Consider the following 24,878-nt stretch of genomic DNA (forward strand, 5'->3'; position numbering starts at 1 on the left):
AGCCCGCACGGAGGAATCCGTCGCGGCGCATTGTGCTCTTAGATGATCACGGTCGGGTGCAGCCGGGCCGTGCGCAGTGATCGGGTGAGGAGGCCTGGGATGGGAACCTGGACGCCCGCCCGAGGCGCCCGGATCGGCCTGCTCTTCCTTCCGACCCTCATCGTGCTCGTGTGTGTGGGGGTGACGTGCAGCATCGCCGTCGCGGTGCAGGAGCGGAGCATCCGTGCGGCGACCGCCGACCGGGTCAGCGACGTCGCACGCAGTCTGGCGCAGCTCGAGCAGGTCATCGCGGTGCTTGAGTCCGACACGACCGCGGGTGCCGGATCGCTGCCGACCGGCTCCGCCGCCCTGCAGCCCCTCGCGACCCTCATTGAGCGTGCGGCGGGGGTCGACTACGTGGTGATCGCGAACGAGCACGGCGTCCGTCTCACCCACCCCACGCCGACCAAGCGCGGTGAACTCGTGTCGACGGATCATTCCGAGGTGCTCGAGGGAGCGCCGTTCCTCGGGACCGAGGCGGGAACGCTCGGCCCCACGCTCCGTGCGAAGGTTCCGGTGATCATCGGTACCGATGCGGAGGCAGCCGGCGCCGATCCGGTGATCGGCACGGTCTCGGTCGGGATCCTCGAGAGCCGGATCGCCGAGGATCTGAACGACGCCCTCGTCGATCTGCTGCCGTGGGCAGGCGGCGCGCTGCTCGTCGGCGCCGTCGCCAGTGCATTCGTGAGCGCGGCTTTCGCGCGGCGCCTCCGCCGCCTCGACGCGATGAGCGGAGAATTGGACCAGCAGCGCCGCACCGCCATGGCGCTGCGCGAGCAGACCCACGAGTTCCACACCCGCATGCACGTCATCCACGGACTCGTGTCCCAGGGCGACACGGCCGAAGCGCTCACCTACATCGACGGGATCGCACCGCTCCACAGCGACCGTGAGGTCACCGGCGTCGACGCCCACCCGGTCCTGCGCGCCGTCGTCGACGCGCTGAGCGCCGAACTTCGCGCTGCGGGAGCGGGGCTGACCGTCGACGTCGACGTCGAGTCCGAGGTCGGCGAGGAGATCCTGCTCGTCATCGCGAACCTCTGCCGCAACGCGGGCGAGTCCGGGGCGTCGCACGTGCGCCTCACGCTCACCGAGACGGACGGCCGGATCCGCGGCCTCGTCGAGGATGACGGGCCGGGGATCCCGCCGCAGCTCGGGGAGCGGATCTTCTCGCGGGGGGTCACCTCGAAGCGCGATGTCACCGGCACGGGGCGCGGCGTCGGCCTCGATCTGGTCCGCCGTGCGCTGCGCTCGCGGAACGGCACCATCGAGGTGGGGCGGAGCGCACTGGGTGGCGCGTCGTTCCTGTTCGAGTGCCCGGTCGAACTCTCCGCCGAGGGGCGGCGATGAGCGCGCGGCGCGGCATCCGGGTGCTCGTGGTCGACGACGAACCCGCGGTCCGCGCGCTGCACGGCCGGTACGTGTCGGAGGCGCCCGGGTTCGTCCTCGCGGGCACGGCGGACTCCGGCGAGTCGGCGCTGGCGTGGGTGCGGCGCGGCGGCATCGACCTGATCCTGCTCGACATGCAGCTGGGCGGCATCAGCGGGGTGGAGGTGCTGCACCGGATGCACCGCGAGCTCGCGCATCCGCCGAGTGTGCTGGTCATCAGCTCGGCCCGAGACCACATCACCGTGCGGCAGGCGCTGTCCGCGCGAGTCGTCGGCTACCTCGTGAAGCCGTTCACCCGAGCAACCCTGCACGATCGGCTCCGGGTCTTCCGCACGGGGTTCCGCGAGACGCCGGACGACGCGCACGACCGCCCGCTGGCGCAGGGAGAGATCGATCGGATGCTCGGGCCCGGTCGCGGCTCCGCTGCAGCTGCGGGATCCGGCGCGGAGGATCCGCCCTCCGCCACGGCTCAGCCGCCGCGCCTCCCGAAAGGCCTCGCCGCCCCCACCCTGCAGCGGGTCGTGGATGCCCTCGATCCGATCACCGCCACGTCAGTCGCCGAACTCGCCGATCGCACCGAGATGTCACGGCCCACCGCGCGGCGCTATCTGGAGTTCCTCGTGTCGCAGGGGGCCGTCGACGTGGCGCACCGCTACGGCAGGCGCGGGCGCCCGGAGGTGCTCTACCGGCTCGCGGCGGGCCGCTAGGCGGTGGGAGCCGCCTCGGCGTCCGCGCTGCCGCCATCTGCGACCTCCGCAGCGAGCCGCAGCTCGAGCTGGTCGAGGATCATGGTCAGCCCGTCGTCGAACTCGTCGCTGAAAACGTAGTCGCGCCCGCTCGTGAGCGCTCCGACGAGCTCGGCCAGGTAGGGATAGGCCTCGATCATGCCGGCGAACTCGGCCGCGAAGTCGCCCGCGCTCGTGGCGGCAGCGGGATCGAAGGGTAGCGTCTGCTCCGTGAGCGCGAACCCGTAGACGTAGGCGTCGATCGCCGAGAAGGCGTGCGACGCAAGCATGATGGAGAATCCGCCGCGCCTCAGGCAGCCGATCACGGCGTTGTGGTGACCGAGCAGGGCGGGGCCAGGGGTGGATCGCGACTCGATGAGCCCCAGACCCCAGGGGTGCGCGGTGAGCACCCGACGAGCGGAGGCCGCGCGCCGGATCATGCCGCCGCGCCAGGGGTCGTCCGCTGCGGGCAGCTCGACCCTCGCGAAGATCCAGTCGACGAGCGCGTCGAGCAGCGCCTCTTTCCCCGCGACGTGGTGGTAGAGCGACATGGCCTCGACGCCGAGCTCCTTGCCCACGTTGCGCATGCTCACCGCGGACATCCCGCCGCGATCCGCGACCGCCGCCGCGGCGTCGATGATGCGCTCTCGGTTGAGCGGCTCCCGCTGCACTTCGCTACCTCCTCAGCTCCGCAATCGCCGCGGCGCGAACCGGATTCCGAGCCGCTCTTGCGCACTTACATCCGTAAGGCTACAGTACTGCCGGAAGCTTACACCCGTAAGGAGCGCATCATGCAGGCAGCCGTCGTCCATCGCTACGGTCCACCCGAGGCCGTCCGCATCGCAACGCGCGACGATCCCGCACCGCGACGCGGGGAGGTGCTCGTCCGGGTCGAGTCGGCCGCGGTCACCTCCGGGGACGCGCGCATCCGCGCCGGGCGGTTCCCCGCCGGGTTCGGGGCGCTCGCGCGGCTCGCCATCGGCATGCGCGGGCCGCGGCGGCCGATCCTGGGCGGCACGTTCTCGGGCGTGGTCGCAGGGCTCGGGCCCGACACCGACGGCTTCACGATCGGGGATGCCGTCTCGGGGATGACCGGAGCGCGCTTCGGCGCCCACGCGGAGCTGCTGGTGGCCCCAACGCGATCCACGACCCCGAAGCCCGAGGCGCTCAGCCACGATGCCGCAGCCGCCGTGCTGTTCGGCGGCAGCACCGCGTGGCACTTCCTGCACGACCGGGCGAAGATGCGCGCGGGAGATCGAGTGCTCGTGAACGGCGGTTCGGGATCCGTCGGCGTCAGCGCGATCCAGCTCGCTCGGCGGGCCGGGGCGCACGTCACCGCCGTGGTGAGCCCGCGCAATCGGGACCTCATGCTGGCGCTCGGGGCGGACGAGGTCATCGACTACACCGCAACGCCGGTCTCGGAGCTGCGCGGGGACACCGACATCGTCCTCGACACGGTGGGCAACATCACCCGCGCCGACGGCCCGCGGCTGCTCGCCCCGAACGGGTCGCTGCTCCTCGCGGTGGCGAGCCTGCGCGACACCGTACTGGCGCGTGGCCGGGTGCACGCCGGGCCGGCGCCGGAGCGCGCGGACCGGTTCGCGACGCTCCTCGACCTCGCGGCGGCGGGATCGCTCGCCCCGGTCGCCGAGACGCTCGGGGGCCTCGCAGCGCTCCCAGACGCCTACCGCATCATCGACAGCGGCCGGAAGATCGGCAACCTGGTGATCCGGCCCGGCCTCTGACGTCTCGTCGCTCGGCCTCAGACCCCCATCCCGCCGAACACGAGCCGCGCGGCGATCACCACCATCACGACCGCGACGATCCAGTCGAGGATCTGCCACGACCGCGGCGTCGCGAAGAACCGGGTCAGCGCCCGCGCCCCGTACCCGAGCAGGAAGAACCAGGCGATGCTCGCGATCGCCCCGCCGAGCACGAACCACCAGCGCCCCGGATCCCCTTGCGCGTTGCCGATCGACCCCATCAGCACCATCGTGTCGAGATACACGTGCGGGTTCAGGTAGGTGATCGCGAGGCAGGCGAGGATCGTGCGCTTCAACGACCCCGCCGATCCACCCTCGGCCACGAGCACCGCGGGCCGCATCGCTCGCCGGGCCGCGGTCCACGCGTACCAGAGCAGGAACGCGACGCCGCCCCAGCGCACGATCTCCAGCACGATTGGGGCCCGCTCCACGACGAACCCGATCCCGGCCACCCCGAGCACCTCGAGCAGCGCGTCGGTGAGCCCGCAGATCAGCACGACCGGCAGCACGTGCTCGCGTCGGATCCCCTGCCGCAGCACAAACGCGTTCTGCGCGCCGATGGCCACGATGAGCGAGAGGCCGCTGCCGGCGCCGATGAGGAAGGGAAGCATCATGCCTCCGACGCTAGGGCCTGGATCGCTCGCGAGCCTACTTCAGCATGCCTCAAGATTCTTCAGTTCCATGAGCTGTGCTTAACTGAAGACCATGGACCTCCCCGTCGAGCACCTCGAGACCTTCGCCGCGATCGTCGAGGAGGGCAGCTTCGAGGGGGCCGCCCGGCGGCTGCACATCACCCCCTCCGCCGTGAGCCAGCGCGTGCGGGCGATGGAGGAGCGCGCGGGATCCGTGCTCCTGCGGCGCACGAGGCCCGTCGCCACCACGACGGCAGGCGCCGCGGTCCTCCGGGCCGCGCACCAGATCCACCGCATCGTCGCCGACGTCGCGGTCGAGCTCGAGCAGGGCCCGGCCGGCGGCGCACTGATCCCGATCGTGGTGAACGCCGACTCCCTCGCCACCTGGTTCGTCCCCGCGCTCGCCCGCGCGGCGCGCGAGACCGGCGCCCGCTTCGAGGTGCTGCGGGCCGACGAGTCCATGTCGACCGAGCGCCTGCGGAGCGGGGAGGTGATGGCCGCGCTCACCGCCACGGCCGAGCCCCTGCCGGGCTGCACCTCCACCCGCATCGGCACCGACCGCTACCGGGCCGTGGCGAGCCCCGCGTTCGTGGAACGGTACTTCGCCGACGGCATCACCGCGGAGCAGCTCGCCACCGCGCCGGTCATCGAGTTCGACCGGCACGACGCGTTCCAGCAGCGCTTCATCCGCCGGATCACGCGGGCGCGCATCGATCCGCCGCGCCACTTCGTGCCGTCGTCCGCGGAGTTCGCGCGCGCGATCGAGCTCGGCATGGGGTGGGGCATGATCCCGCTGCTCCAGTGCGCCCCGGGACTCGCCTCGGGATCGCTGGTCGAACTCGGCGCCCGCGCGGAGATCGAGCTGCCGCTCTACTGGCAGCGCTGGAACCTGCGCTCCCCCGTGCTCGATGCGCTCTCGGCGATCATCGCCGAGGAGGCCGCGGCCGCGCTCGGGACGGCGCGACCGCAGGCACGGCCCTAGACCGCACTCACCCGCGCTATCCCGCCATCGCGAAGCCGGCGATGAGGTAGGCGATGAACGACAGCACCGCCGCCGCGCCCGCATACGGCAGGATCGACAGCATGAGGTTGATCGGCCGGACCCCGACCGACTTCGAGGCGAGGATGATCCCGTCGCCATACATGCAGGTCGTCGAACCGAGCGCGGCACCCGAGAACACGGCCGTGCCGGCGAGCACCGGGTCCACGCCCATCGCCATCGCGAGCGGCAGCACCACGGGGGTGATGACGGCCGCGAGATCCCAGAACGACCCGGTCGCGTACGCGTAGACGCCGCAGACCAGGAACACGACCGCCGGCAGCAGCGCCCCGCTCATCACCGGCTCCGTCGCGCCGATGACCCACTCGGCGAGCTGCAGGTCCATGTTCATCTGCTGGATCATGAACGCCAGCACGAACAGCACCATGACGTACCCCATGCTCATGATGCCCTCGAACGCCTGCTCGAAGACCTCGCGGATCTTCATGCGGCGCTGCGACACGTAGAGGATGATCGCCACGAGCACGGCCGCCGCGGTGCCCTTCACGATGTCGACCTCGGTGAGGATCGTGACGGTCACGAGAGTGACGATGGGGATCAGGAAGTTGTACGGCAGGGCGCGGCGGCCGTCGGACTCGGTGCCCGCGAGTTCGAACGCCCGCTCCTCCTCGGTCAGGCCCGGCTGCAGGGTGTCACCCGTGCGGTCGACGCGCAGCTGCTCCCGCCGCAGCGGCCCGACGAGGGGCAGCAGTCCGAGCGCGAGCAGCAGACCGATGATCAGCGCGAACCAGCCGAAGAACACGAACGGCAGACCCTGGAGGTAGGCGCCGAAGCCCGAGCCGTTGACGGTCACCCCGTCCTGCTCGAGCAGCGCCGAGAAGAAGACGGCCCACGTCGAGAAGGGGATGATCACGGCGATCGGCGCGGAGGTCAGCTTCACGATCGTGCCGAGCATCGTGCGGGGCACGCCGTAGCGGTCGGTCACCCGCTTCATCGAGGTGCCGACCGTCAGCGCGTTCAAATAATCGTCGATGAACAGTGCGACCGTGAGCAGCCAGGTCAGCAGCAGCGACTTGCGTCGCGAGTTCACGAAGCGCTCCGTCCAGGTCGCGAAGTCGCTGACGGCACCCGAGGCGTTGAAGTACGCGATCAGGATCCCGAACAGCACGACCACGAGCGCGAGCCAGTGCACGGTCTCGTTCGAGAGGGAGGCGCCGAACGTGCCGACGAGCGTGTCGAAGAAGCCCCAGCCGCCGAGCAGCACCGCGCCGACGATGGTGCCGGCGAACAGGCCGAGCAGCGCGCGTTTGGTGAGCACGGAGACGAGCAGGACGGTGAGGACCGGCAGGAGCGCCAGCACAGTATTTTGGATCATCGGTGTCTTTCGGGCGGGGCGCGGCATCCGTGCTGCGCCGGGATCGGGGGGACCTCTGCGGTGCGGTGCGCACCGAGGGGCAGGGCGCTACACGGCGTGGTCCGCTCGGACCCCGTCGAGGTAGGTCGCGAGCACCGGCAGATCGAGGATCTCGTCGCCGGTGGCGGTGACGGGATCGGCGGCCCAGACGGCGAAGTCGGCGCGGGATCCGGCACGGATCACCCCGAGGTCGGCGTCGCCTTGGGCGAGCGCGGCACCGCGGGTGTAGCCGTGCAGGGCCTCGGCCATCGAGAGCCGCTCCTCGGGCTCGTAGACGTGGGCGCCGGGATCGCGCGGCGTCCGCCGCAGCACCGACCAGGCAAGCCCGAGGCGCGCGTCGAGATCCGCGATCGGCCAGTCGGAGCCCAGCGCGAGCGGCGCACCGGCGCGCACCACCGACCCGGCGTTCCAGCCGCGGGCCGCGCGTTCGGGGCCGAGACGCCGCGACCACTCGTCGCTGCCGTCCGGGATCCGCCACTGCATGTGCGGCAGCTGCATCGACGCGGTGATCCCGCTCGCGACGAGTCGCACGATGTCGCTCGGGTCGAGGCACTCCAGGTGCTCGATGCGGTGCGGGGCGCGGCCGGCGGCCCGCGACCCCACGGTCTCGTAGGCCGTGATCGTCTCACCGACGGCGCGGTCCCCGATCGCGTGGGTCGCGATCTGGAAGCCTGCCCGCGTGAACTCCTGGACGGCATCGACGAACGCCGCCTGCTCACCCCAGAACCCGGCGAGCCCGGCGCCGTCCGTGTCCGGCTCGTACAGCCAACCGGCTCCGGTGTCGATCACCCCGTCCGCGTAGAGCTTGATCAGCCCCGCGCGCCAGCGCGCGCCGCCCCGGTCGCGCTGCGCGGCGATCCCGGCTCGCTCGTCGGCCGTGGCGGACGGCTTCACGTCCATGGCGCTCACGATGCGCACCGGCAGGCCCGATCCCGAGCCGTCGAGTGCCTCCAGCAAGTCGAGGGTGGCGGAGTTGCCGTCCATGATCGCGCCCCCGGTGAGGCCGGAGCGGCGCATGCGGGCAAGCGTCGCGCGAGCGGCCTCGAGCGTCTCATCGCGACTGAGATCCGGCATCGTCTCGAGCAGCGGCTGGTACGCGCTGTCCTCGCGGAGCTCGCCCGTCGGGCGGCCCGTGTGGTCCACCACGATCTCGGAGGTGTCGTCGAAGGATCGCGGGCCGACGACGCCTCCGCGCCGCAGCCCCGCCGTGCTCGCGAGCGCCGTGTGGAAGTCGAAGAAGAAGAGCAGGGCGGGCAGCCCGTCGACGGCCTCGTCGATGAGCTCGGCCCGCAGGGGCGCCCCAGCGAACGCCGCGTAGTCGAGGTTCCACGCGCGCACCCAGCCGTCGGTCGACTCGCGGCGCACGCGGCCGGCCTCAGCACGGAGCATCTCCAGGATCTCCCGGAGATCGAGGATGCCGCCGAGGTCGACGCCCTGCGTGAGTTCGACGCCCTGGATCGGGTGCAGGTGCGCGTCGATGAGCCCGGGCGTCACCACGGTGCCGGCGAGGTCCTCCATGCGGGTCGCAGCGCCGCCGAACGCCGCGGCGATCTCCGAACGGTCACCGACGCCGATCACGCGCCCGTCGGCGACCGCGATCGAACGCACGTCGTCGCGGCCGTCCGCCGGCGCCATGCTCCTGACGCGGGCCCCCTCTACAATGATGTCGGCTGACGTCATCGGCGCGCTCCTCCCTCGAGCGGGGCTCGCCCGCGGAATCAGCATTAATTTACGCCCATTCAATAAGCATTGCAACACGCCCGTCCGGAAGGCCCATGTCCCCTGCCACCGCCTCGCCCCCGCCCGCCGGGCGACCCGCCGGACGACCCCGGGCAGCGGTGCTCTCGCGGGAGCGGATCCTCCAGGCCGCGTTTGCGCACTCCGACGAGCGGGGCGCCGATTTCACCCTGGCCGCACTCGCGCGCGCGCTCGGCGTGCGCCCCTCCGCGCTGCACCACTACTTCGCGAACCGGGACGACCTCATCGCGGGCATGCGGGGCCAGCTGACGCTGCGGGTCGGCGATCACGGCTTCGACCGGATCCCGTGGCACGAGGCCGCGATCCCGTGGGCACGGGCCTACCGCGACACGCTCGGCCGGCATCCCGGCATCATCGCGGCGCTCGCGACGCTGCCCGTGGACGGCGAGCCCGAGTCCATCGCGGATTACAACCGCATCGCGGAGGCCTTCCGGCGCGACGGATACCCCGAGCACCGGATCGTGCCCGCGATCGTCGCGCTCGAGTCCTTCATCATCGGCTCGGCACTCGACGCCATCGCACCCGACGACAACCTGCGGCCCTCTCGCGATCCGGAGGCCGCCCCGACCCTCGACGCCGCCGAGCGCGCGGCCCGTGCGCAGGCGGCGGAGCGCGGTCGCTCGGCCGCCGAGGACGCGTTCGAGTTCGGGCTGGAATCCCTCGTCGCCGGGCTCCGGTGGCTCGGGTCCGACGCGGGATCCGGCACGGACACCGGCGCCGACGCGGGATCCGGGGCCATCTCGTGATCGGGGTGCTGCAGGGGTTCGCGCTGATCCTCGGGATCATCGGCGCCGGCTACCTCACCGCCGTGTTCGGCGTCGTGAAGGGCGAGCAGCGCCGCGTGCTCAACAACGTCGCGTTCTACGTCGCGACGCCGGCGCTGCTGTTCTCGGTGCTGCACACGAGCGACCCGAGTGTGCTCGTCTCGCCGGTGATCCTCGTCACGAGCGCCTCGGCCCTGCTCGTGGCGGCGGTATTTGTGCTCGCCTCGCGGCTCTGGTTCCGGCGGGATCTGGCGAGCACCACCCTCGGCGCCACGTGCGCGGGCTACGTCAACTCGAACAACCTCGGCCTGCCGGTCGCCGTGTACATTCTGGGCGACGCGGCCTACGTGGCCCCGCTGCTCCTCGTGCAGCTCGTGATCTTCGCGCCGGGGATCCTCGCGATCCTGGAGACCACCCGCGCCCCGGGGCGCAGCGCGGACGCCCCCGCGCCCCGCGGCGGCGCAGCGCGAGGCGGCCTCGTCGCACTCGGGCGAGCGGCGTCGAACCCCGTGATCCTCGCTTCGGTGGCCGGGTTCCTGGTGGCGCTCGTGCAGCTGCCGATCCCGGAGATCGTGATGGCGCCGATCGACATGCTCGGCAACGCGGCGATCCCGATGGTGCTCTTGAGCTTCGGGATCTCGCTCCGCGGGCAGCGCGCGCTCGCGCCCGGCAGCGGGCGGGCCGCCGTCTTCACGGCGTCCGGCATCAAGGTGCTGCTCATGCCCGCGATCGCCTGGACCATCGGCACCGTCGCGGGCCTGAATGCGCACGAGGTGTTCGTCGCCACCACGATCGCCGCGCTCCCCACGGCGCAGAACGTGTACAACTACGCGGCGACCTACCGCCGCGCCGAGACCATGGTGCGCGACACGGTCTTCCTCACGACGTTCGCGTCACTTCCCGTCATCGCGGCAATCGCCTGGCTGCTCGGGGAATAAGCTCCGAGGGAACGGTCGTTGCAGACTGCGGGGCCACGGCTTCGCACGCGCGGCCCGCACGTTCGCACGCCACCACAGGAGACCCCCACATGACCTCACGCACCGCCCAGACCAGCGCCCCCGTGCTCGATGCCCTCGCCGAGCGGTGGAGCCCCCGCTCCTTCGACAGCGCGCACTCGCTGCCCGAGGGAGCGCTCCGCGGGCTCTTCGAGGCGGCGCGCTGGGCGCCGAGCGCGAACAACTCGCAGCCGTGGCGCTTCATCGTGACCCGTCGCGGCAGCGAGAGCTTCGCGAAGATCGAGGCCGCGCTGACCGGGAACAACCAGCTCTGGGCCGGCCGCGCGGCGGCGCTGGTCGTCAACGTCGCCGAGGTCGAGGACGCCGAGGGGACCCCGCGGAAGTTCGCGGAGTACGACCTCGGACAGGCCGTCGCGCACCTCAGCGTGCAGGCGCAGAGCGAGGGCCTGCACCTGCATCAGATGGGCGGCTTCGACCGCGAGGCCGTGCGCGCGGCCTTCGACCTCGCGGACCGCTTCCGTCCGGTTTCCGTGACCGCGATCGGCGCGCTGGGCTCCCACGAGCAGCTGACCGAGCCGCTGCGCGAGCGCGAGGCGGCCCCGCGCGTCCGGTTGCCGCTCGAGGAGCTCGTGCTCGTCAACGACTAGGGCTCGTTCCGGGGGCCGCTTCCCCGCCGTCACCCCAGCACCAGAGATCTGCATTCCCGCTGATGGATTCGATCAATCCAGTCAGCAGGAGTGCAGATCTCTGCGCGAAGGCAGGTCAGTCCGGTGGGCGGAAGTCCAGGGGGGGTGCTCACGAGCACCCGCACCTCGCTAGGACGCGGTGTCGACCGTGACGACGGCCTCGTCCGGCCCGTCGATCCGGAGCGCGCGCACGAGTTCCGCGGCGTGCACCGTCGAGATCACGACCCGCGAGAAGTCGTCGAACTCGCCGACCCAACCGCGCTCCGATGCTCCGGACGTGTCGAGATCGATGACCACAGCGTCGCGGCCGCTCCGAACCAGCACGAAGTCGCGCCCAGCGGCGCTGCGCCAAGTACCGACGGCGAGGGTGCCGGGCACTCGGGTGCCCGGGGAGCGGACGCCCCGGATCCACACCCAGGGATCATCGGTGATGACCGCGGACGTGATGGCCGAGCGATCCAGCGTGATGTCGCGTCGGCGGAACGCCGACACCCGCTCCGCAGCAGTGAGGCGGATCACCACTCGTTCTCCGTGCACCTCGACTCTGGCCACGGGTCAGTCCAGCATGTCGCTCTGGTCGATGACGGATTCGACCGTGTCGAGGAGGGCCTGCTTCTGCGCCCCGCCCGGGTTGTCGCGCAGACCCACGGCCTCGGCGGCGGCGAGCGTGTTCGGGCCGATGCACGCGACGATGGTGCTCTCGGGCAGGTCGGGGAACTGCGCGGCGACCTCCTCCGCGATCTTCGCGGAGGCGACGAGCAGCGCGTTGATCCGGCCGGACGCGATGTCCTCGCGGATGTGCACGGACGCCGGGACTCCCACGGTGCGGAAGGCCAGGACCTGGGTGACGTCGTGACCGCGGCTGATGAGGCCCTCGGTGAGCACGGGAACCGCGACGTCGGAGCGCAGGGTGAGCACTCGGAGCACGTCCGTGGTGTCGATCTCGCTCCACTCGCGCAGGAGCGTGTGCGTGCTGTTGTCTTCGCTCGGCGTGCGAGTGATCGGGAAGCCGGCGTCGCGGAACGCGACGGCCGTGGCCTCACCCACCAGCGCGACGCTCGTGTCGGGGTGGATCACCGCGTTGTGGTGCGTGAGCACGTCGGCGACGGTCGAGCTCGTCGCCGTCATCCAGTCGAAGCGCCCCGCCTCGAGATCTTTGAGCGCGTCGACGAGCTTGTCTTCCTCGCTCGTGTGAGCGAAGTCGACGAGGGGGGCTATCACGGTGTGGGCACCCTGTTCGCGCAGCGCCTGGGCGACCAGATCGCCCCAGGTGCCTCCGCGGGGGACGAGCACGCGCAGACCACTGAGCGGTTTCGACTCAGCCGACATAAACCCCACTCACTCGACAATGCAAAAGGCCTCCCATTTCAGCACGCACTCGTGCTCATGGTGTGGCCGCTGACAGTAGACCTGGTGCACCCATTCTTACTCTGCTTGCGCGCTGAAGCAAAACCGAGGGCGCTCCGATCCGGAACGCAACCGAAACGTGATGTGCGATCCCGCGCCGCGCGGGTCACCGGAATCGCTTCGCGACCGCGGTCGCCACTCCCCAGACCGCGACGCCTGTGACGACGGCCACTCCGGCGACCCCGGCGATGAATGCCAGAGGATAGCGCTGCTTCTGCTCGGCGATCCGCACCTTCGCATCCTCCACCGCGTCGTCGACGCGCTGTGCGTAGTTCAGCCGGTCCTTGAGCTGCGACAGCGTCGTGTACAGTTCTGCGCGCGCGAGTTCGGCATCGGCGATGCCCTGCTGCTTCTCGGTCAGGTTCATCGCCAGTTCCCCTCTGCTCCGGCTTGCGGCATGCGCTGCGGCGACGAACGCGGCACCGACGGCTCCGCGTTGACGCGCACCTCGCTCATCGCGGCCAGATCGTGCCCGACCCGATCGAGGGTCTCCTCGGGGACGGGGTTGCCACGGCGGATCAGCGCGATGCCCGCGAAGATCGCCGCAGCCGCGAGCAGCAGCAGGCCTGCCGCGACGACGAGCGCGGCGAGCCACCACGGCCAGACGAGCGCGAGCGCCGCGATCGCCGCGATCACGAGCGCCTCGAGCATGAAGAACAGGAAGAACAGTGCGATGACGATGGATCCCGCACCGATCCCCGCCTTTTTGGCCTTGGAGACGATCTCGCGCTTGGCGTTGTCGTACTCGACCTTCGCGAGGGTGACGATCTGCTGCGGCAGCTGCGTGAGTAGCTCGAAGGTGCCCGGCTGATCCTTCTTCCGGCTCATGCGGTGCCGCCCTCCGTGACGGTGACGTCGTCCGCGCCGCCGGTGCGCGCCGTCACCGGCGTGCCGGACTCGGCGGGGGACGACGACGTCGATGCTGAGGATTTCCCGGCAGCGGACTTCGCGGCAGCGGACTTCGCGGCAGCTGGCTTGGTGGGGGCCTGACGAACCGGAGCGGGCCGCGCGGGCGCCGCGTCGTCTGCGACCTTCGTGAATGCGGCGAATGCGTCCTTGCCCGCGCGCACGACCGACGCCTTCAGCTCATCGACCTTGCCCTGCGCCGCGTCGCGAACCGCGCCGACACCGCGCTGCACGGGCTCCGTGTTCCAGACGTTCTGCGCGCCGCGCTTGATCTGCTCGTAACGCTCGCGCCCGGCGCGAGTTCCGAGCACGTATCCGACAGCCGCGCCGAGCACGAATGCGATCTTGCCCTTCATGTTGCCTCCCGCATCGATGGCGATTCCTCGTTTCACACCAGCCTACTCCCGTCTCCGGGCGACTTACATACTCGGTGGGCTATATACCGGCTTCCGCGCGCGGATCCGCCCCGGATCCGCGGGAATCCCGCGGGTGACGGCTACTCCGTAATGCCTGTGAGTCTGCGCCGCAACCCGGTTGACACCATCCGGGCGTCCGCGATGGCGTCGGCGAGATCACCCGCGAACAAGGCGGCGCCGACGATCACCAGCGATGGCTCGGCCTCTCGCAGCGCCTCGCGCGCGGCGGTCTCGACGTCTCGGCGTTCGAGCGAGCAGTGGGGCGCCGGGCGCAGCGTGATCCGCGCACCCGCGACGGCCGCCGCCCCGATCGCCGCGATCACCCGGTCGACGGACGCGGAGAGCTCGGTCCGCTCAGCCCCCTCCACGACCTCGCCCCGGAGCCGACCGGGATCCACCATCCGCGGCCCGGCGAGCCGCGCCCACCAGCGCGCCTCGGAATCCCGTTCGACGCGCACCGACCACCGCGCACCCGACGGCAGGTCCACCGTCTGGAGCGTCGCGAGATCGGGATCGGCGAGGCCCGGATCCGACACCTCGACTTCGGCGACGGCCCGCCACGCCTCAGGGGCGACCAGCGCGCAGGCGGCGGCGACCGCATCGGGCACCGGTGTCTCGGGATCGGCGACGACCGCCCGCACCTGCAGGCGATGCCCGTCGGCCTCCGTGATCCGCCACCCGGCCGCGACGGGCTGCGCGTCCGTGGGGAGGTGCGGCACCAGCTCTGCCCCGAACAGCTCGAGCCGCGCTATGAGGTGCGCGCGGAGCTCGGCCCAGCCGTCGCGTGGGGCGACGCGGGTTTCACGTGCAACGTCGCGCTCGGCCAGGGCGAGGGCCGCCCCCGAGAGCGATCCCGCGCGGGTCAGGGCCTCGTTCAGTCCGGGGGCGGCCACGGCGACCTCCACCTCGTCAGGTGCCGCTCCGAAGCGATCCCGAACGAACGGATCCACCAGCCGATCGAGCGCGGCACGGCCGAGTCGCGAGCGCACGAGCGCCCCGAGTTCGTGCGCCTTGCCGATCGTGAGCACGGGTTTGATCCGATCCAGGGCGGCACGGGTGGCACCGGCACCGCCGAGGATCGCGAGCGACTCGGCGTCCATCGGCACCGCGGGGATGCCGATGACCGCGGGCAGGGGCTGCCGCGTCCAGCCGCCCTTCGCGCTCCGCAACTGCACCGGGTTCGGCGGTGTCGCGACGGGCTCCGTGCCGGGATGCGCGGGGTCGCCGGGCGCGAGGGGGGCGCTGACGTGCACGAGGAAGGCCTCCAGGGCGCCGTCGTGGTCGCGCTCGCCCGCGGGCGCTGGGCCGTGTCCCGGCTCCGGATCCGCTGCGGCGCCGTCGGGAACTGGTCGATCGAGCGCCACGCGCACCCGGAGTCCGACCTCGGCCAGTTCCAGCGCCGCGGCGAGGGCCGGGAGGCTGCTCCCGATCACGTAGACGTCGGTCATGCGAGGGTCCCGGGGGTCGGCGGCACCGGCGCCGAGGGCGCCGGGCCGGCCGGAGCGGCGGGGGCCACCGGGACCTGCTTCAGGTCGATGCGCGTACGGCCGTAGCCGTGCTTGCGGAACGTGCGCAGGACGAGCCAGATGAAGAGCCCGAGGCCGACGATCTCGCCGACGAAAGCGCCCGGTCCGCCGGCATCCTCGGTCTGCGCGGTCTCGCCGCCGAAGCCCGCGGCCATGAAGCCGAACGCGATGAGGTTGTTGATGACGTGGATCGCGATGGCGGCCTCGAGGCCACCCGTGCGCCAGGTCAGCCAGGCGGCGACGGCACCCATGAGCCCGACGGCGAGGAGCCCCCAGACGTTGTAGATGTGCGCGAGCGCGAAGCCGACCGAGGGGATCAGGATCGCGAACCACGGGTTCTTGAGCCAGGATCCGAGCACCTGCATGAAGAGGCCGCGGAACACGACCTCCTCCGCGGTGGCCTGGAAGGGCACGAGGATCAGGACGAGCAGCAGGGACACGAGCGCCGCGCTGGCGTCGAAGCCGGCGCCCGTCTCGACCGGCGGCGCACTCAACAGGGCCGGATCGAGCAGCAGCTCGACGCCGATGCCCACCAGGTTCATCACGATCACGGCGATCACGGCGATCCCGGTCACTCGGCCGAGCAACCCCCAGCGGATCCGCAGCGCGACCGACCAGACGCGGCTCGTCGGCCGGAACCCCATGACCAGCATGGCGAGGATCACCGAGGGGATCATGAGGATGATCGAGGTGAGGTTCAGCAGCAGCGAGATCGGACGCTGCGTGTCGAGGAGCTCCACCGAGCCGTCGGTGATGCCCATCGCGTAGCCCGGGTCCAGGGCCATCATGATCGGGATGAACACGATCCCGAGGATGATGCTGAGGATGAGGTAGAAGGCTCCGGCGAGCAGCAGGATGATGAGCGGCTTCCACCACCTGTACCCCTGCACCCCGCGGTAGAGGCGGTGGTACTCGAGCGGCTCGGTCTCGACGGTCTGCATGGGCTGCGGCTGACCGGCCCACGCCCAGGCGGCCGGGGCCTGGCCGGGCGCGGCGGGGGCTTGACCCGGTGCGGCGGGCGCCTGGCCGGGCACGGCGGCTTGGCCGGGCACGGCGGGCTGCCCGGGCCCAGCGTGCGGGGGCACCGGATCGTGAGCGGGCGGCGGGAACTCGGGGCTGCTCGTCATGCCCTCTATTCTTTCACCCCCGACGCGTCCCGTGCTGGGCGCGTGGGCGGCCAGGGACGTGGAGACCCGGGCACACCACGCGGCTCTGACACCTCAGGGGGTCCGATTCAAGGAATCAGAACCGCCTGAGGTGTCAGAACCGCACGAGCTGCCAGAGCCGCACGAGCGGCGAGGCCCGCGCGCAGCCGGGACCTACGCGCCGCGCAGCCGCTCCGCGAGGTACGCGTGCAGCTCGGCGCGCGGCACGCGCTGCTGCTGCATCGTGTCGCGCTCGCGCACGGTCACGGCGTTGTCGTCGAGCGAGTCGAAGTCGACCGTGACGCAGAACGGCGTGCCGATCTCGTCCTGGCGACGGTAGCGACGACCGATCGCGCCGGAGTCGTCGAAGTCCACGTTCCAGTCGTCGCGGAGGTCCTGCGCGATCTCGCGGGCGAGCGGCGACAGCGCCTCGTTGCGGCTGAGCGGCAGCACCGCGGCCTTGATGGGGGCGAGGCGGGGATCCAGCGCCAGCAGCGTGCGGGTGTCGGTGCCGCCCTTCGCGTTCGGCACCTCCTCCTCGCGGTACGCGTCGACGAGGAACGCCATCAGCGACCGGGTGAGCCCCGCCGCGGGCTCGATGACGTAGGGCGTGTACCGCTCGTTCTTCGTCTGGTCGAAGAAGTTGAGATCCTTGCCGGAGTGCTTCGAGTGCGTCGAGAGGTCGAAGTCGGTGCGGTTCGCGATGCCCTCGAGCTCCCCCCACTCGCTGCCGACGAAGCCGAATCGGTACTCGATGTCCGCGGTGCGCTTCGAGTAGTGCGAGAGCTTCTCCTGCGGGTGCTCGAAGAAGCGCAGGTTGTCGGGGCTGATCCCGAGATCGGTGTACCAGCGCATGCGCTCGGCCATCCAGTACTCCTGCCACTCCTCGTCGGTGCCGGGCTCGACGAAGAACTCCATCTCCATCTGCTCGAACTCACGGGTGCGGAAGATGAAGTTACCGGGCGTGATCTCGTTGCGGAAGCTCTTGCCGATCTGACCGATGCCGAACGGCGGCTTCATGCGCGCGGCCTGCAGCACGTTGGCGAAGTTCACGAAGATGCCCTGCGCGGTCTCCGGGCGGAGGTAGTGCATGCCGGCCTCGTCGTCGACCGGGCCGAGGTAGGTCTTCAGCAGTCCCGAGAACGCGCGCGGCTCGGTCCACTGGCCGCGCGTGCCGCAGTTCGCGCACACGATCTCGTCGAGGCCGCCCTTCGGTTCGCGGCCCTTCTTCGCCTCGAACGCCTCGATGAGGTGGTCCTCGCGGTAGCGCTTGTGGCACTGCGTGCACTCGACGAGCGGGTCGCTGAAGACCTCGACGTGCCCGGAGGCCTCCCACACGCGCTTCGGCAGGATCACGCTCGAGTCGATGCCCACGACGTCGTCGCGCTTCTGCACCATGGTCTTCCACCACTGGCGCTTGATGTTCTCCTTGAGCGCCGTGCCGAGGGGGCCGTAGTCCCACGCGGACCGCGATCCACCGTAGATCTCACCCGCCTGGAAGACGAAGCCGCGGTGGCGGGCGAGGGCGATGACTTTGTCGAGTCGGGACTGTTCGGCCATGTGTGTCACTCCAAGGTGCAAGCGGGGATCTTGGGAACGCGCGCAAGAGCGGCGCAACGCCCCAGTCTACCGGTCCGGGATCGCAGCATCGGGGCGTTCAGGCGGACGGCCACTCCCCCACGACGACGTTCTCGGGAGCCTCGCCCGCGCGCAGGTGCGCGATCTGGCGCCGGATCAACGCGACCATGCGGGGCAGCATCGCGCTGGAGTCACCCCCCACGTGCGCGGTGATGAGGAGACCCGGGCAGTCCCACAGCGGGTGGTCGGCCGGCAGGGGCTCGGGATCGGTCACGTCGAGCGCCGCACGCAGCCGACCCGACTGCAGTTCGGCCACGAGCGCCTCGGTGTCGACCACGGGCCCGCGCGCCACGTTCACGAGCAGCGCGCCGTCGGGCATCGCCGCGAGCGCCGCCGCGTCGAGCAGCCCGCGGGTCTCGTCGGTGAGCGGCACGGCCGCGATCACGATCTCCGCCTCCGCCAGCCGCTCGTGCAGCTCCGCGAAACCGTGCACCGCGACGCGGTCGCCGGCGAGGTTCGTCTCCTCCCGACTCGTGCGCGCGAGCCGGGTGATCTCGACCTCGAACCCGGCGAGCCGGGCCTCGATGGCCTTCGACACTCCGCCGTAGCCGATGAGCAGCACGCGTCGGTCGGCCAGGCTCGGGAAGGAACGCAGATCCCAGCGGTGCTCGGTACCGTCGCGCACGAACTCGGGGATCCCCCGCTGTGCCGCGAGGGTGAGCGCGAGGGCCAGCTCCGCGGTCGACGTCTCGTGCACGGTGGTCGCGTTGGCGAGCGGCACCCCCTGCGGCAGGTGCTTCGTCACCCCGTTGTAGCCGATCGACTGCCACTGCACGAGGCGGGTCTCGACGCCCGCGAGCTGCGCGAGCTGCCGGTTGCCGCCCCAGTACGGGGGCACCACGATGTCGAGGCGATCGGCGGGCGCCGGCCCGTCGAGGTCCCAGGTGACGAAGCGCACACCCGGTTCGTCGCCGAGCGCCTCGCGCAGCCCGGGATCGGTCGGCAGGGAAACGGTCAGTTCGCTCATGGCTCCGAGTGTATCGACGCGGCCTCGGGGCGGGCGAGATCCGCGCGGGGCAGGATCGAGGCTACGGCTGAGCGGGCTCCGCGGGCCCTGGAGCATTCGCGGTGAGGATCACCCGTAGCTCGGCCACGAAGCGCGCGATGGTGTCGGCGGCGTCGACCCTCGCCTGCGCGGACTCGTCGGGCCGGTTGAGGTAGCCGTGCACGGTGCCCGACTGCGTGTATTCGACCGCGCGCACCCCCGCGATCGCGAGCTGCTCGGCGAACTCCTCACCCGATGCCCGCAGGTCGTCGGCATCGGCGTTCACGATCACCGTCGGCGGCAGGAGCGTCAGCCGATCCACGGGCAGTTCGCCGGCGACCACGGCCTCGGTGCCCGCGAGATCCGCAAGATCAGCCGAGGCCACGTCCGCGGGGTCGGCGGCACCCAGGTAGTCCGCGTACATCGCGGCGATCCGGTCCGCGTCGAAGCGGCGCTGCGCCGGCAGTTCCGCCGTCGCGGCCGCGATCGCGGGGTCCGCGCGCTGCACGCGGTGCAGCGTCGGGTACTCGAGGATCAGCGCGGCCGCGGCCCGGCCATCCCCCGCCGCCGCCCGATCCGCCTGCGCGAGCGCCGCGAGCACCGCGAGGTGGCCCCCGGCGCTCGCGCCCCCGATCACCACGGGAAGGTCCGACTGCGCCGCGACCGCGGCCAGCACGGCCGCCACGTCGTTCCCCGGTGCCGGCGCGTGCACCGTGTCGCTCGCGAGCACGTAGTCGACCGAGTGCACCCGGACCCCGGCGGCGGCGAAGCTGCGGGCGACCCAGTCCGCCTCGGGCCAGTCGAGCGTGCCCCGCACGAACGACCCGCCGTGCGCCCACACGAGCTCCGCCCAGGGTTCGGCCTCGGGGCTGTACACGCGCACCGGCACAGCGGCGGAGCCGAGCCGATTCGGCACGCCGGGCTCCCGGCCCGCCGCGGGGCCCGGGACGACGATGTCGGTGATTTGCACGGGAGCCATCCTCTCAGTCTGCCGGTCCGATGCCGCGGCGGCGAGCGCGGGCGCCGCCGCGCCGCTCCCATCGGCGGCATCGGCCGGGCTCGCGCACCCCGCCAGCAGGCCGACGGCCAGCACGAGCGCGAGGCCGCCCCACGGCCGGCGGACGCGCGCGGTGCGCCCCGCTCTCTCGCCGCGCGGCGTCACGACTGGGGATCCCGCGCCCGAGCGGCGATCCCGGCGAGCAGCAGATCGAGCCCGCGATCGAAGACCGCTCGATTGCGCGTCGGACCGACGGGGTGATCGGCCAGCAGGCCGGAGAGGCGCCCCTCCGTCTGCCCGGGGTCGAGGATCGTGTCGGGAGAGAGCGCGTCGAGCGCAGCGCCGAACGAAAACGCGTCGATCACCTCGATCGTCGTGATGATCTCGGCCTCCGGCAGCCCGGCCGTGGCAAGCGCGTCGGCGAGCACGGAGTAGAACCGCAGCACGTCCGGCTCGTCGATGACCACGGTCACCATGAGCTGCAGCACCCGGGGGTGCTCGGCGTACATGCGCCAGGTGTTCTCGACCTCGTTCCGGATCGTGCGCTGCCAGTCGGGATCGCCGAGGGGTGCGTGCACGTACTCGGTCACGAGCGACTGCCGCATGGCCCGGATGATCCCGTCGCGACCGTCGACGTGGTGGTAGAGAGAGGACACGCTGACGCCGAGCTTCTTGGCGAGCGGAACCACCTGGAGATCCGCCCCCGAATCCACGAGCTCGACGGCGGCGCGGCCGATGATCTCACGGGTGAGCAGGGTCGTGCGGGGTCTCGCCACGTCGGGTCCCTTTCCGCTCGGTCTTGACAGATCCTCTCACAGGAGGCACCATGATCTCGATAACCGAAATGATTTCGGTTAAGTGCGCCACCACCATCGAAGTTGGAGTCCCCGTGAGCACCCTCCCCCCACCGAGCGTCGAACCGCGCCAGCCCCTCACCCTCCGCACCGGGAGCGCCACGTTCCTCATCGCCCTCGCCAGCCTGATGATGGCGAACCTCGCGCCGTTCGTGATGACGGCGCTCGCCGCCCTCGGCTTCGACGTGCTGACGAGCGGCAACATCCTCACCGGCGCGCTCCTCGCCTCTGCGGCGGTCGGACTCGGCACCGCGCGCCTCGCCGCGGGGACACTCCGGCGGCGTCTGGCGCTCGCAGGTCTCGCCCTCGCGACCGTCGCCTTCGGCGCCGCCGCGCTCGCCCCCGCCCCCGCGATCGCCGTCACCGGGCTGATCGTCGGTGGCGCCGGGATCGGCGCTGCGATCTCCACCTCCGGTGCCGCCATTGCGGCGCTCCGCAATCCCAACCGCATCTCGGCGGCGAGCGGGCTCGTGAACCGCGTGCTGATCACCCTCGTGCTCGCGGTGATCCCGCTCATCGGCATCACCCAGGGCAGCGTGTTCGGCACCCTCGCGCTGATCTCGCTGGTCGGTCTGGCCCTGGCGTCGTGGCTGCCGGACCCGCCCGCGCACGCCGAGCCCGTCGACGTCACGACGAGCCTGCGGATCGCGGCCCCGCGTCGCATCACCCTCGCCGGCATCGCCATCCTCGTCGTCTTCCCGCTCTGGGGCACGAGCGAGGACGCCATCTGGACCATGGCCCCCGTGCTCGGCGGCGCCCTGGGCATGGGCGAGCAGACGCTCGGCTTCACCCTCAGCCTCTCCGCGGCCGGCGGGATCCTCGGCATGCTCGTGGTCGCGGTCTTCGGGCACCGGATCGGCCGGGCCCTCCCCCTCGCGATCGCCATCGTGGCGGGCGGGGTCTTGAAGGTCTGCCTGGGCTTCACCGAGGATCCCACCGTCCTCGCCGTGCTCATCATCGCGGTGAGCACGTTCTACGCGTTCGCCTTCAGCCTGTTCATCGCCACCGCCGCCGGCCTCGACGCCCGCGGGCGCTGGTCCGGGCCGCTCCTCGGCGCGTACCTCGTCGGGTCGAGCTTCGCCCCGCTCATCGGTGGCGCGCTCATCGAGTGGTGGGGCATCCCGGCGTTCACCTGGGTCATGGGGCTCGTCAGTGCGCTCGTGCTGATACCCACGATCCTCATCGCGCGGGTCTCGACCGCGGCCGAGCGCGCCCTCGCCCGGTCCACCGGGTCGGCAGCGTCAGCCACGGTCACCCCAGAGCGCACGTCCCCCAGCCCTGACGCGCTCGCTCGATAGCATCGAACCACTCACGCACGACGAAAGCGGGTCACCCATGACTGCACGGACCACCATCTACCGCAACGCCACGGTCTTCACCGGGGAGGCGGACGCGACCCCGAAGGAGAGCTTCGCGGTGCGGGGCGATCGGATCCTGGCGGCGGGGGACCTCGCGCCGGTGCGGCTCGCCGCGGGTGACGACGCGGTGGAGGTGGATCTCGGCGGCGCGTTCGTGAGCCCCGGGATCATCGAGGGGCACGCCCACATGCTCATGCTCGGAGAGTCGCTCGACAAGGTGCAGCTGCGCGACTGCACGAGCGTGGCCGAGGTGCAGGAGCGGCTCGCCGCGGCACGGGCCGCTGCCCCCGACGCGCCGCGGATCCTCGGCACCAGCTGGCTCTTCGACATCTTCGGCGACGGCGAGCGCCCGACGGCCGCGATGCTCGACGCAGCCGTGGCCGACGTGCCCGTGATCCTCGACGCCAACGACCTGCACTCGGTGTGGGTGAACTCCGCCGCACTCGAGGCCATGGGCATCGATCGCGACACCCCCGACCCCGTGGGCGGGGAGATCGTGCGCGACGCCGAGGGCGCAGCGACCGGGTTCCTGCTCGAAACGGCCGCCATGAAGCACGCCTGGGGGTACCTCGAGGCCATGGCGACCGACGCCGACCGCGACCGCTTCCTCGAGAACGCCTGCACCGCGTACCTCGAGACCGGGGTGACGGGGGCGACCGAGATGTCGTTCGGCGCCGCCGATCTGGCCGCGTACCGGCGCCGGCTGGACCGCGACGGCTCCTTGCCCTTCCCCGTGAACGCGCACTGGATCCTCACCGCCTCGGGCGACCTCGACACCGATCTCGCCGAGGTCGCCGAGGTCGCGCGGATCCGCGACGAGATCGCCGAGCAGTACGGCGACGAGTGGCTGCGGATCGCGGGCGTGAAGTTCATCCTCGACGGCGTGATCGACGCGTGCACCGCGACCATGCGCGCTCCCTACGCCAACGGCGCGATGCCGGGACCCATCTGGGAGCGCGAGTTCGCGCTGCCCGTCGCCGTGGCGGCCGACGCGGCCGGGCTGCAGCTCGCCCTCCACGCGATCGGCGACGAGGCGAGCACGATCGCACTCGACATGGTGCAGGAGTGCATCCGCGTGAACGGCCCCCGCGCGGATCGCCGCGCCCGCGTCGAGCACCTCGAGTCCGTCGCCGACGACACCATCGCCCGCATGGCCGCACTCGGCGTCACCGCGTCGATGCAGCCGGTGCACTGCGACCCCGCCGTGCTCGACAACTGGCAGGCGGTGCTCGGCGACGAGCGCGCGCACACCGGCTTCCCGTGGCACAAGTTCCGCGACGCCGGGGTCGCCCTCGCGCTCGGGACCGACGCCCCCACGGCCCCGCACGAGGCGCCGAACAACCTGTTCATCGCCGTCACCGCGAAGTCCGTGCTCGACCGGGATCGCGCGCCCTACCAACCGCACCGCGTGTTCACGCCCGCCGAGGCCGTCGAGGCTCTCACGCTCGGGACCGCGTTCGCCACCCGTCGCGAGCACGAACTCGGCCGCATCGCCGCCGGGTTCCGCGCGAACGTCGTCGTGTGGACGGCGAATCCGCTCAACGACGCACCGGAGGCGCTGCTCGACTCGGCCGCGGCGCTCACCCTCGTCGACGGACGGGTGGCGTACTCAGCCGAACACGACACAATGGGGGCATGAGCCGCGACGCACAGGGATCCCCCGGGGATCCGACGAAGTTCAGCACCGTCGACGCCCACGGCATCGAGATCTTCTGCACCTTCTGGGCGGCCGAGGATCCGGTGGGCGTCGTGCAGATCTCGCACGGGATCGGCGACCACTCGCTCCGTTACGACGCGTTCGCGCGGGCGCTCGCGGCGGCCGGCCTCGCCGTGTTCGCCGACGACCACCGCGGGCACGGGGAGACCGGCCGCGCGCAGTGGGGCGGCGATCTCAGCAAGCTCGGCAAACTCGGGCCCGGCGGACTGCAGGCCACCGAGGCGGCGATCCTGCAGCTCACCGAGCTGATCCGGGACCGCCACCCGGGCCTGCCGGTCATCATGTACGGCCACTCCTGGGGGTCGCTGATGGCGCAGCGCATCCTCAACGAGCACCCGCGGGCGTGGGACGCCGTCGTGCTGTCGGCGACCGCGCTCCGCACCTTCCGGCACATGGAGAGCGGTGACCTCAACGGTCCCTGGGCCGGCGACGAGGCGAACGGCTTCGAGTGGCTGAGCCGCGATCCGGCCGTCGCGGAGGCGTTTTTGGCCGACCCGCTCTGCTTCGAGGCGGACATCCTCCGGCTGTTCGGCGTCGCGGACGCCCTCAGGCTGCTCGGCAAACCGGTCGCGGGTCTCGCGCCGGACGTACCGATCCTGCTCATCTCGGGCGCCGAGGACTCGATCAGCAAGAACGACGGCGTGCGGCAGCTCGCAGAGCTCTACCGTCGGCGCGGGGTGCGCGACGTCACGGTGAAACTGTACCCGGGCGCGCGGCACGAGACCCTGAACGAGACGAACCGCGACGAAGTGCAGGCCGACCTCATCACGTGGATGCTGGAGCGCGTCGGCACGGAGTAGGCG

The 24,878-nt window shown here is 71.6% G+C and carries 25 protein-coding genes; 10 read left to right on the forward strand and 15 right to left on the reverse strand.

Translation table 11 applies throughout. The features are described from left to right. The first annotated feature begins 99 nt into the window (after window positions 1–99). Both MUN76_RS08630 and MUN76_RS08635 read left to right on the forward strand, forming a co-directional pair. A complete protein-coding gene (locus MUN76_RS08630; RefSeq protein ID WP_244683959.1) occupies window positions 100–1,389 on the forward strand; it encodes an ATP-binding protein in 1,290 nt (429 codons plus the stop codon). After that, complete coding sequence (locus MUN76_RS08635) at window positions 1,386–2,135, forward strand: response regulator (RefSeq protein ID WP_244683961.1); 750 nt, start codon at window positions 1,386–1,388, stop codon at window positions 2,133–2,135. Before MUN76_RS08630 ends, MUN76_RS08635 begins: the two co-directional genes overlap by 4 nt. Here MUN76_RS08635 and MUN76_RS08640 read toward each other — a convergent pair. Next, window positions 2,132–2,824: a TetR/AcrR family transcriptional regulator C-terminal domain-containing protein gene (locus MUN76_RS08640; protein ID WP_244683962.1), complete on the reverse strand. Its 693-nt coding sequence runs from the start codon at window positions 2,822–2,824 to the stop codon at window positions 2,132–2,134. The two genes, MUN76_RS08635 and MUN76_RS08640, sit on opposite strands and share 4 nt — an antisense overlap. A 120-nt stretch (window positions 2,825–2,944) precedes the next feature. Between MUN76_RS08640 and MUN76_RS08645 the strand changes: the two genes are divergently transcribed. After that, window positions 2,945–3,898: an NAD(P)-dependent alcohol dehydrogenase gene (locus tag MUN76_RS08645; protein WP_244683964.1), complete on the forward strand. Its 954-nt coding sequence runs from the start codon at window positions 2,945–2,947 to the stop codon at window positions 3,896–3,898. A 17-nt stretch (window positions 3,899–3,915) separates the two neighbouring features. Here the strand turns inward: MUN76_RS08645 and MUN76_RS08650 are convergent, their stop codons facing one another. Continuing rightward, window positions 3,916–4,530 (reverse strand): LysE/ArgO family amino acid transporter, encoded by a 615-nt coding sequence (locus MUN76_RS08650; protein ID WP_244683966.1) that lies wholly within the window; start codon window positions 4,528–4,530, stop codon window positions 3,916–3,918. 91 nt (window positions 4,531–4,621) lie between these two features. On the opposite strand from MUN76_RS08650, the gene MUN76_RS08655 reads away from it, so the two are divergent. After that, entirely contained in the window at window positions 4,622–5,530 is a 909-nt protein-coding gene (locus tag MUN76_RS08655; RefSeq protein WP_244683968.1) for a LysR family transcriptional regulator ArgP, read from the forward strand. Window positions 5,531–5,546: 16 nt separating this feature from the next. Here the strand turns inward: MUN76_RS08655 and MUN76_RS08660 are convergent, their stop codons facing one another. After that, window positions 5,547–6,923: a Na+/H+ antiporter NhaC family protein gene (locus MUN76_RS08660; protein WP_244683970.1), complete on the reverse strand. Its 1,377-nt coding sequence runs from the start codon at window positions 6,921–6,923 to the stop codon at window positions 5,547–5,549. Between the two features lie 87 nt (window positions 6,924–7,010). Next, window positions 7,011–8,642, reverse strand: a complete 1,632-nt coding sequence (locus MUN76_RS08665) for an amidohydrolase (protein ID WP_244683972.1) — start codon at window positions 8,640–8,642, stop codon at window positions 7,011–7,013. A 95-nt stretch (window positions 8,643–8,737) separates the two neighbouring features. Here MUN76_RS08665 and MUN76_RS08670 point away from each other — a divergent pair, with 95 nt between their 5' ends. From MUN76_RS08670 to MUN76_RS08680, 3 genes are all read left to right on the forward strand, one after another. Then, entirely contained in the window at window positions 8,738–9,466 is a 729-nt protein-coding gene (locus MUN76_RS08670; RefSeq protein WP_244683974.1) for a TetR/AcrR family transcriptional regulator, read from the forward strand. Further along, window positions 9,463–10,422, forward strand: coding sequence for an AEC family transporter (locus MUN76_RS08675; RefSeq protein WP_244683975.1), 960 nt, complete (start codon window positions 9,463–9,465; stop codon window positions 10,420–10,422). The genes MUN76_RS08670 and MUN76_RS08675 overlap by 4 nt, the downstream gene beginning before the upstream one ends. Before the next feature lie 89 nt (window positions 10,423–10,511). Next, window positions 10,512–11,087, forward strand: a complete 576-nt coding sequence (locus tag MUN76_RS08680; RefSeq protein WP_244683977.1) for a nitroreductase family protein — start codon at window positions 10,512–10,514, stop codon at window positions 11,085–11,087. Between the two features lie 168 nt (window positions 11,088–11,255). Here the strand turns inward: MUN76_RS08680 and MUN76_RS08685 are convergent, their stop codons facing one another. The 11 genes from MUN76_RS08685 to MUN76_RS08735 all read right to left on the reverse strand — a co-directional run bounded on the left by MUN76_RS08685 (window position 11,256) and on the right by MUN76_RS08735 (window position 20,922). Further along, a complete protein-coding gene (locus MUN76_RS08685; protein WP_244683979.1) occupies window positions 11,256–11,678 on the reverse strand; it encodes a hypothetical protein in 423 nt (140 codons plus the stop codon). Window positions 11,679–11,681: 3 nt separating this feature from the next. Further along, window positions 11,682–12,455, reverse strand: a complete 774-nt coding sequence (locus MUN76_RS08690; protein ID WP_244683980.1) for a uroporphyrinogen-III synthase — start codon at window positions 12,453–12,455, stop codon at window positions 11,682–11,684. Between the two features lie 184 nt (window positions 12,456–12,639). Continuing rightward, window positions 12,640–12,900, reverse strand: a complete 261-nt coding sequence (locus MUN76_RS08695) for a DUF3618 domain-containing protein (protein WP_244683981.1) — start codon at window positions 12,898–12,900, stop codon at window positions 12,640–12,642. Further along, window positions 12,897–13,361 carry a phage holin family protein gene (locus MUN76_RS08700; protein WP_244683982.1) on the reverse strand — a complete coding sequence of 155 codons (465 nt, stop codon included), beginning with the start codon at window positions 13,359–13,361 and terminating at the stop codon, window positions 12,897–12,899. The genes MUN76_RS08695 and MUN76_RS08700 overlap by 4 nt, the downstream gene beginning before the upstream one ends. Further along, on the reverse strand, window positions 13,358–13,831 hold the full coding sequence (locus MUN76_RS08705) for a YtxH domain-containing protein (protein WP_244683983.1): 474 nt from the start codon (window positions 13,829–13,831) through the stop codon (window positions 13,358–13,360). The genes MUN76_RS08700 and MUN76_RS08705 overlap by 4 nt, the downstream gene beginning before the upstream one ends. 104 nt (window positions 13,832–13,935) lie before the next feature. Further along, on the reverse strand, window positions 13,936–15,303 hold the full coding sequence (locus MUN76_RS08710) for a hypothetical protein (protein ID WP_244683984.1): 1,368 nt from the start codon (window positions 15,301–15,303) through the stop codon (window positions 13,936–13,938). Then, window positions 15,300–16,508: a CPBP family intramembrane glutamic endopeptidase gene (locus MUN76_RS08715; RefSeq protein ID WP_244683985.1), complete on the reverse strand. Its 1,209-nt coding sequence runs from the start codon at window positions 16,506–16,508 to the stop codon at window positions 15,300–15,302. Before MUN76_RS08715 ends, MUN76_RS08710 begins: the two co-directional genes overlap by 4 nt. A gap of 192 nt (window positions 16,509–16,700) precedes the next feature. Continuing rightward, window positions 16,701–18,086, reverse strand: a complete 1,386-nt coding sequence (locus MUN76_RS08720; protein WP_244683986.1) for a glycine--tRNA ligase — start codon at window positions 18,084–18,086, stop codon at window positions 16,701–16,703. Window positions 18,087–18,183: 97 nt separating this feature from the next. Beyond that, window positions 18,184–19,131 (reverse strand): 2-hydroxyacid dehydrogenase, encoded by a 948-nt coding sequence (locus MUN76_RS08725; RefSeq protein WP_244683987.1) that lies wholly within the window; start codon window positions 19,129–19,131, stop codon window positions 18,184–18,186. Window positions 19,132–19,192: 61 nt separating this feature from the next. Beyond that, complete coding sequence (locus MUN76_RS08730; protein ID WP_244683988.1) at window positions 19,193–20,128, reverse strand: alpha/beta hydrolase; 936 nt, start codon at window positions 20,126–20,128, stop codon at window positions 19,193–19,195. Between the two features lie 179 nt (window positions 20,129–20,307). Then, window positions 20,308–20,922: a TetR/AcrR family transcriptional regulator gene (locus tag MUN76_RS08735; RefSeq protein WP_244683989.1), complete on the reverse strand. Its 615-nt coding sequence runs from the start codon at window positions 20,920–20,922 to the stop codon at window positions 20,308–20,310. Window positions 20,923–21,035: 113 nt separating this feature from the next. Here MUN76_RS08735 and MUN76_RS08740 point away from each other — a divergent pair, with 113 nt between their 5' ends. From MUN76_RS08740 to MUN76_RS08750, 3 genes are read left to right on the forward strand one after another with little or no spacing between them, the layout of a single operon-like run. After that, entirely contained in the window at window positions 21,036–22,298 is a 1,263-nt protein-coding gene (locus MUN76_RS08740) for an MFS transporter (protein ID WP_244683991.1), read from the forward strand. Between the two features lie 37 nt (window positions 22,299–22,335). Continuing rightward, entirely contained in the window at window positions 22,336–23,997 is a 1,662-nt protein-coding gene (locus MUN76_RS08745) for an amidohydrolase (protein ID WP_244683993.1), read from the forward strand. Next, a complete protein-coding gene (locus MUN76_RS08750; protein ID WP_244683995.1) occupies window positions 23,994–24,875 on the forward strand; it encodes an alpha/beta fold hydrolase in 882 nt (293 codons plus the stop codon). The genes MUN76_RS08745 and MUN76_RS08750 overlap by 4 nt, the downstream gene beginning before the upstream one ends. The last annotated feature ends 3 nt before the right edge of the window (window positions 24,876–24,878 follow it).

The organism is Leucobacter rhizosphaerae, assembly GCF_022919175.1.
Taxonomy (GTDB): domain Bacteria; phylum Actinomycetota; class Actinomycetes; order Actinomycetales; family Microbacteriaceae; genus Leucobacter; species Leucobacter rhizosphaerae.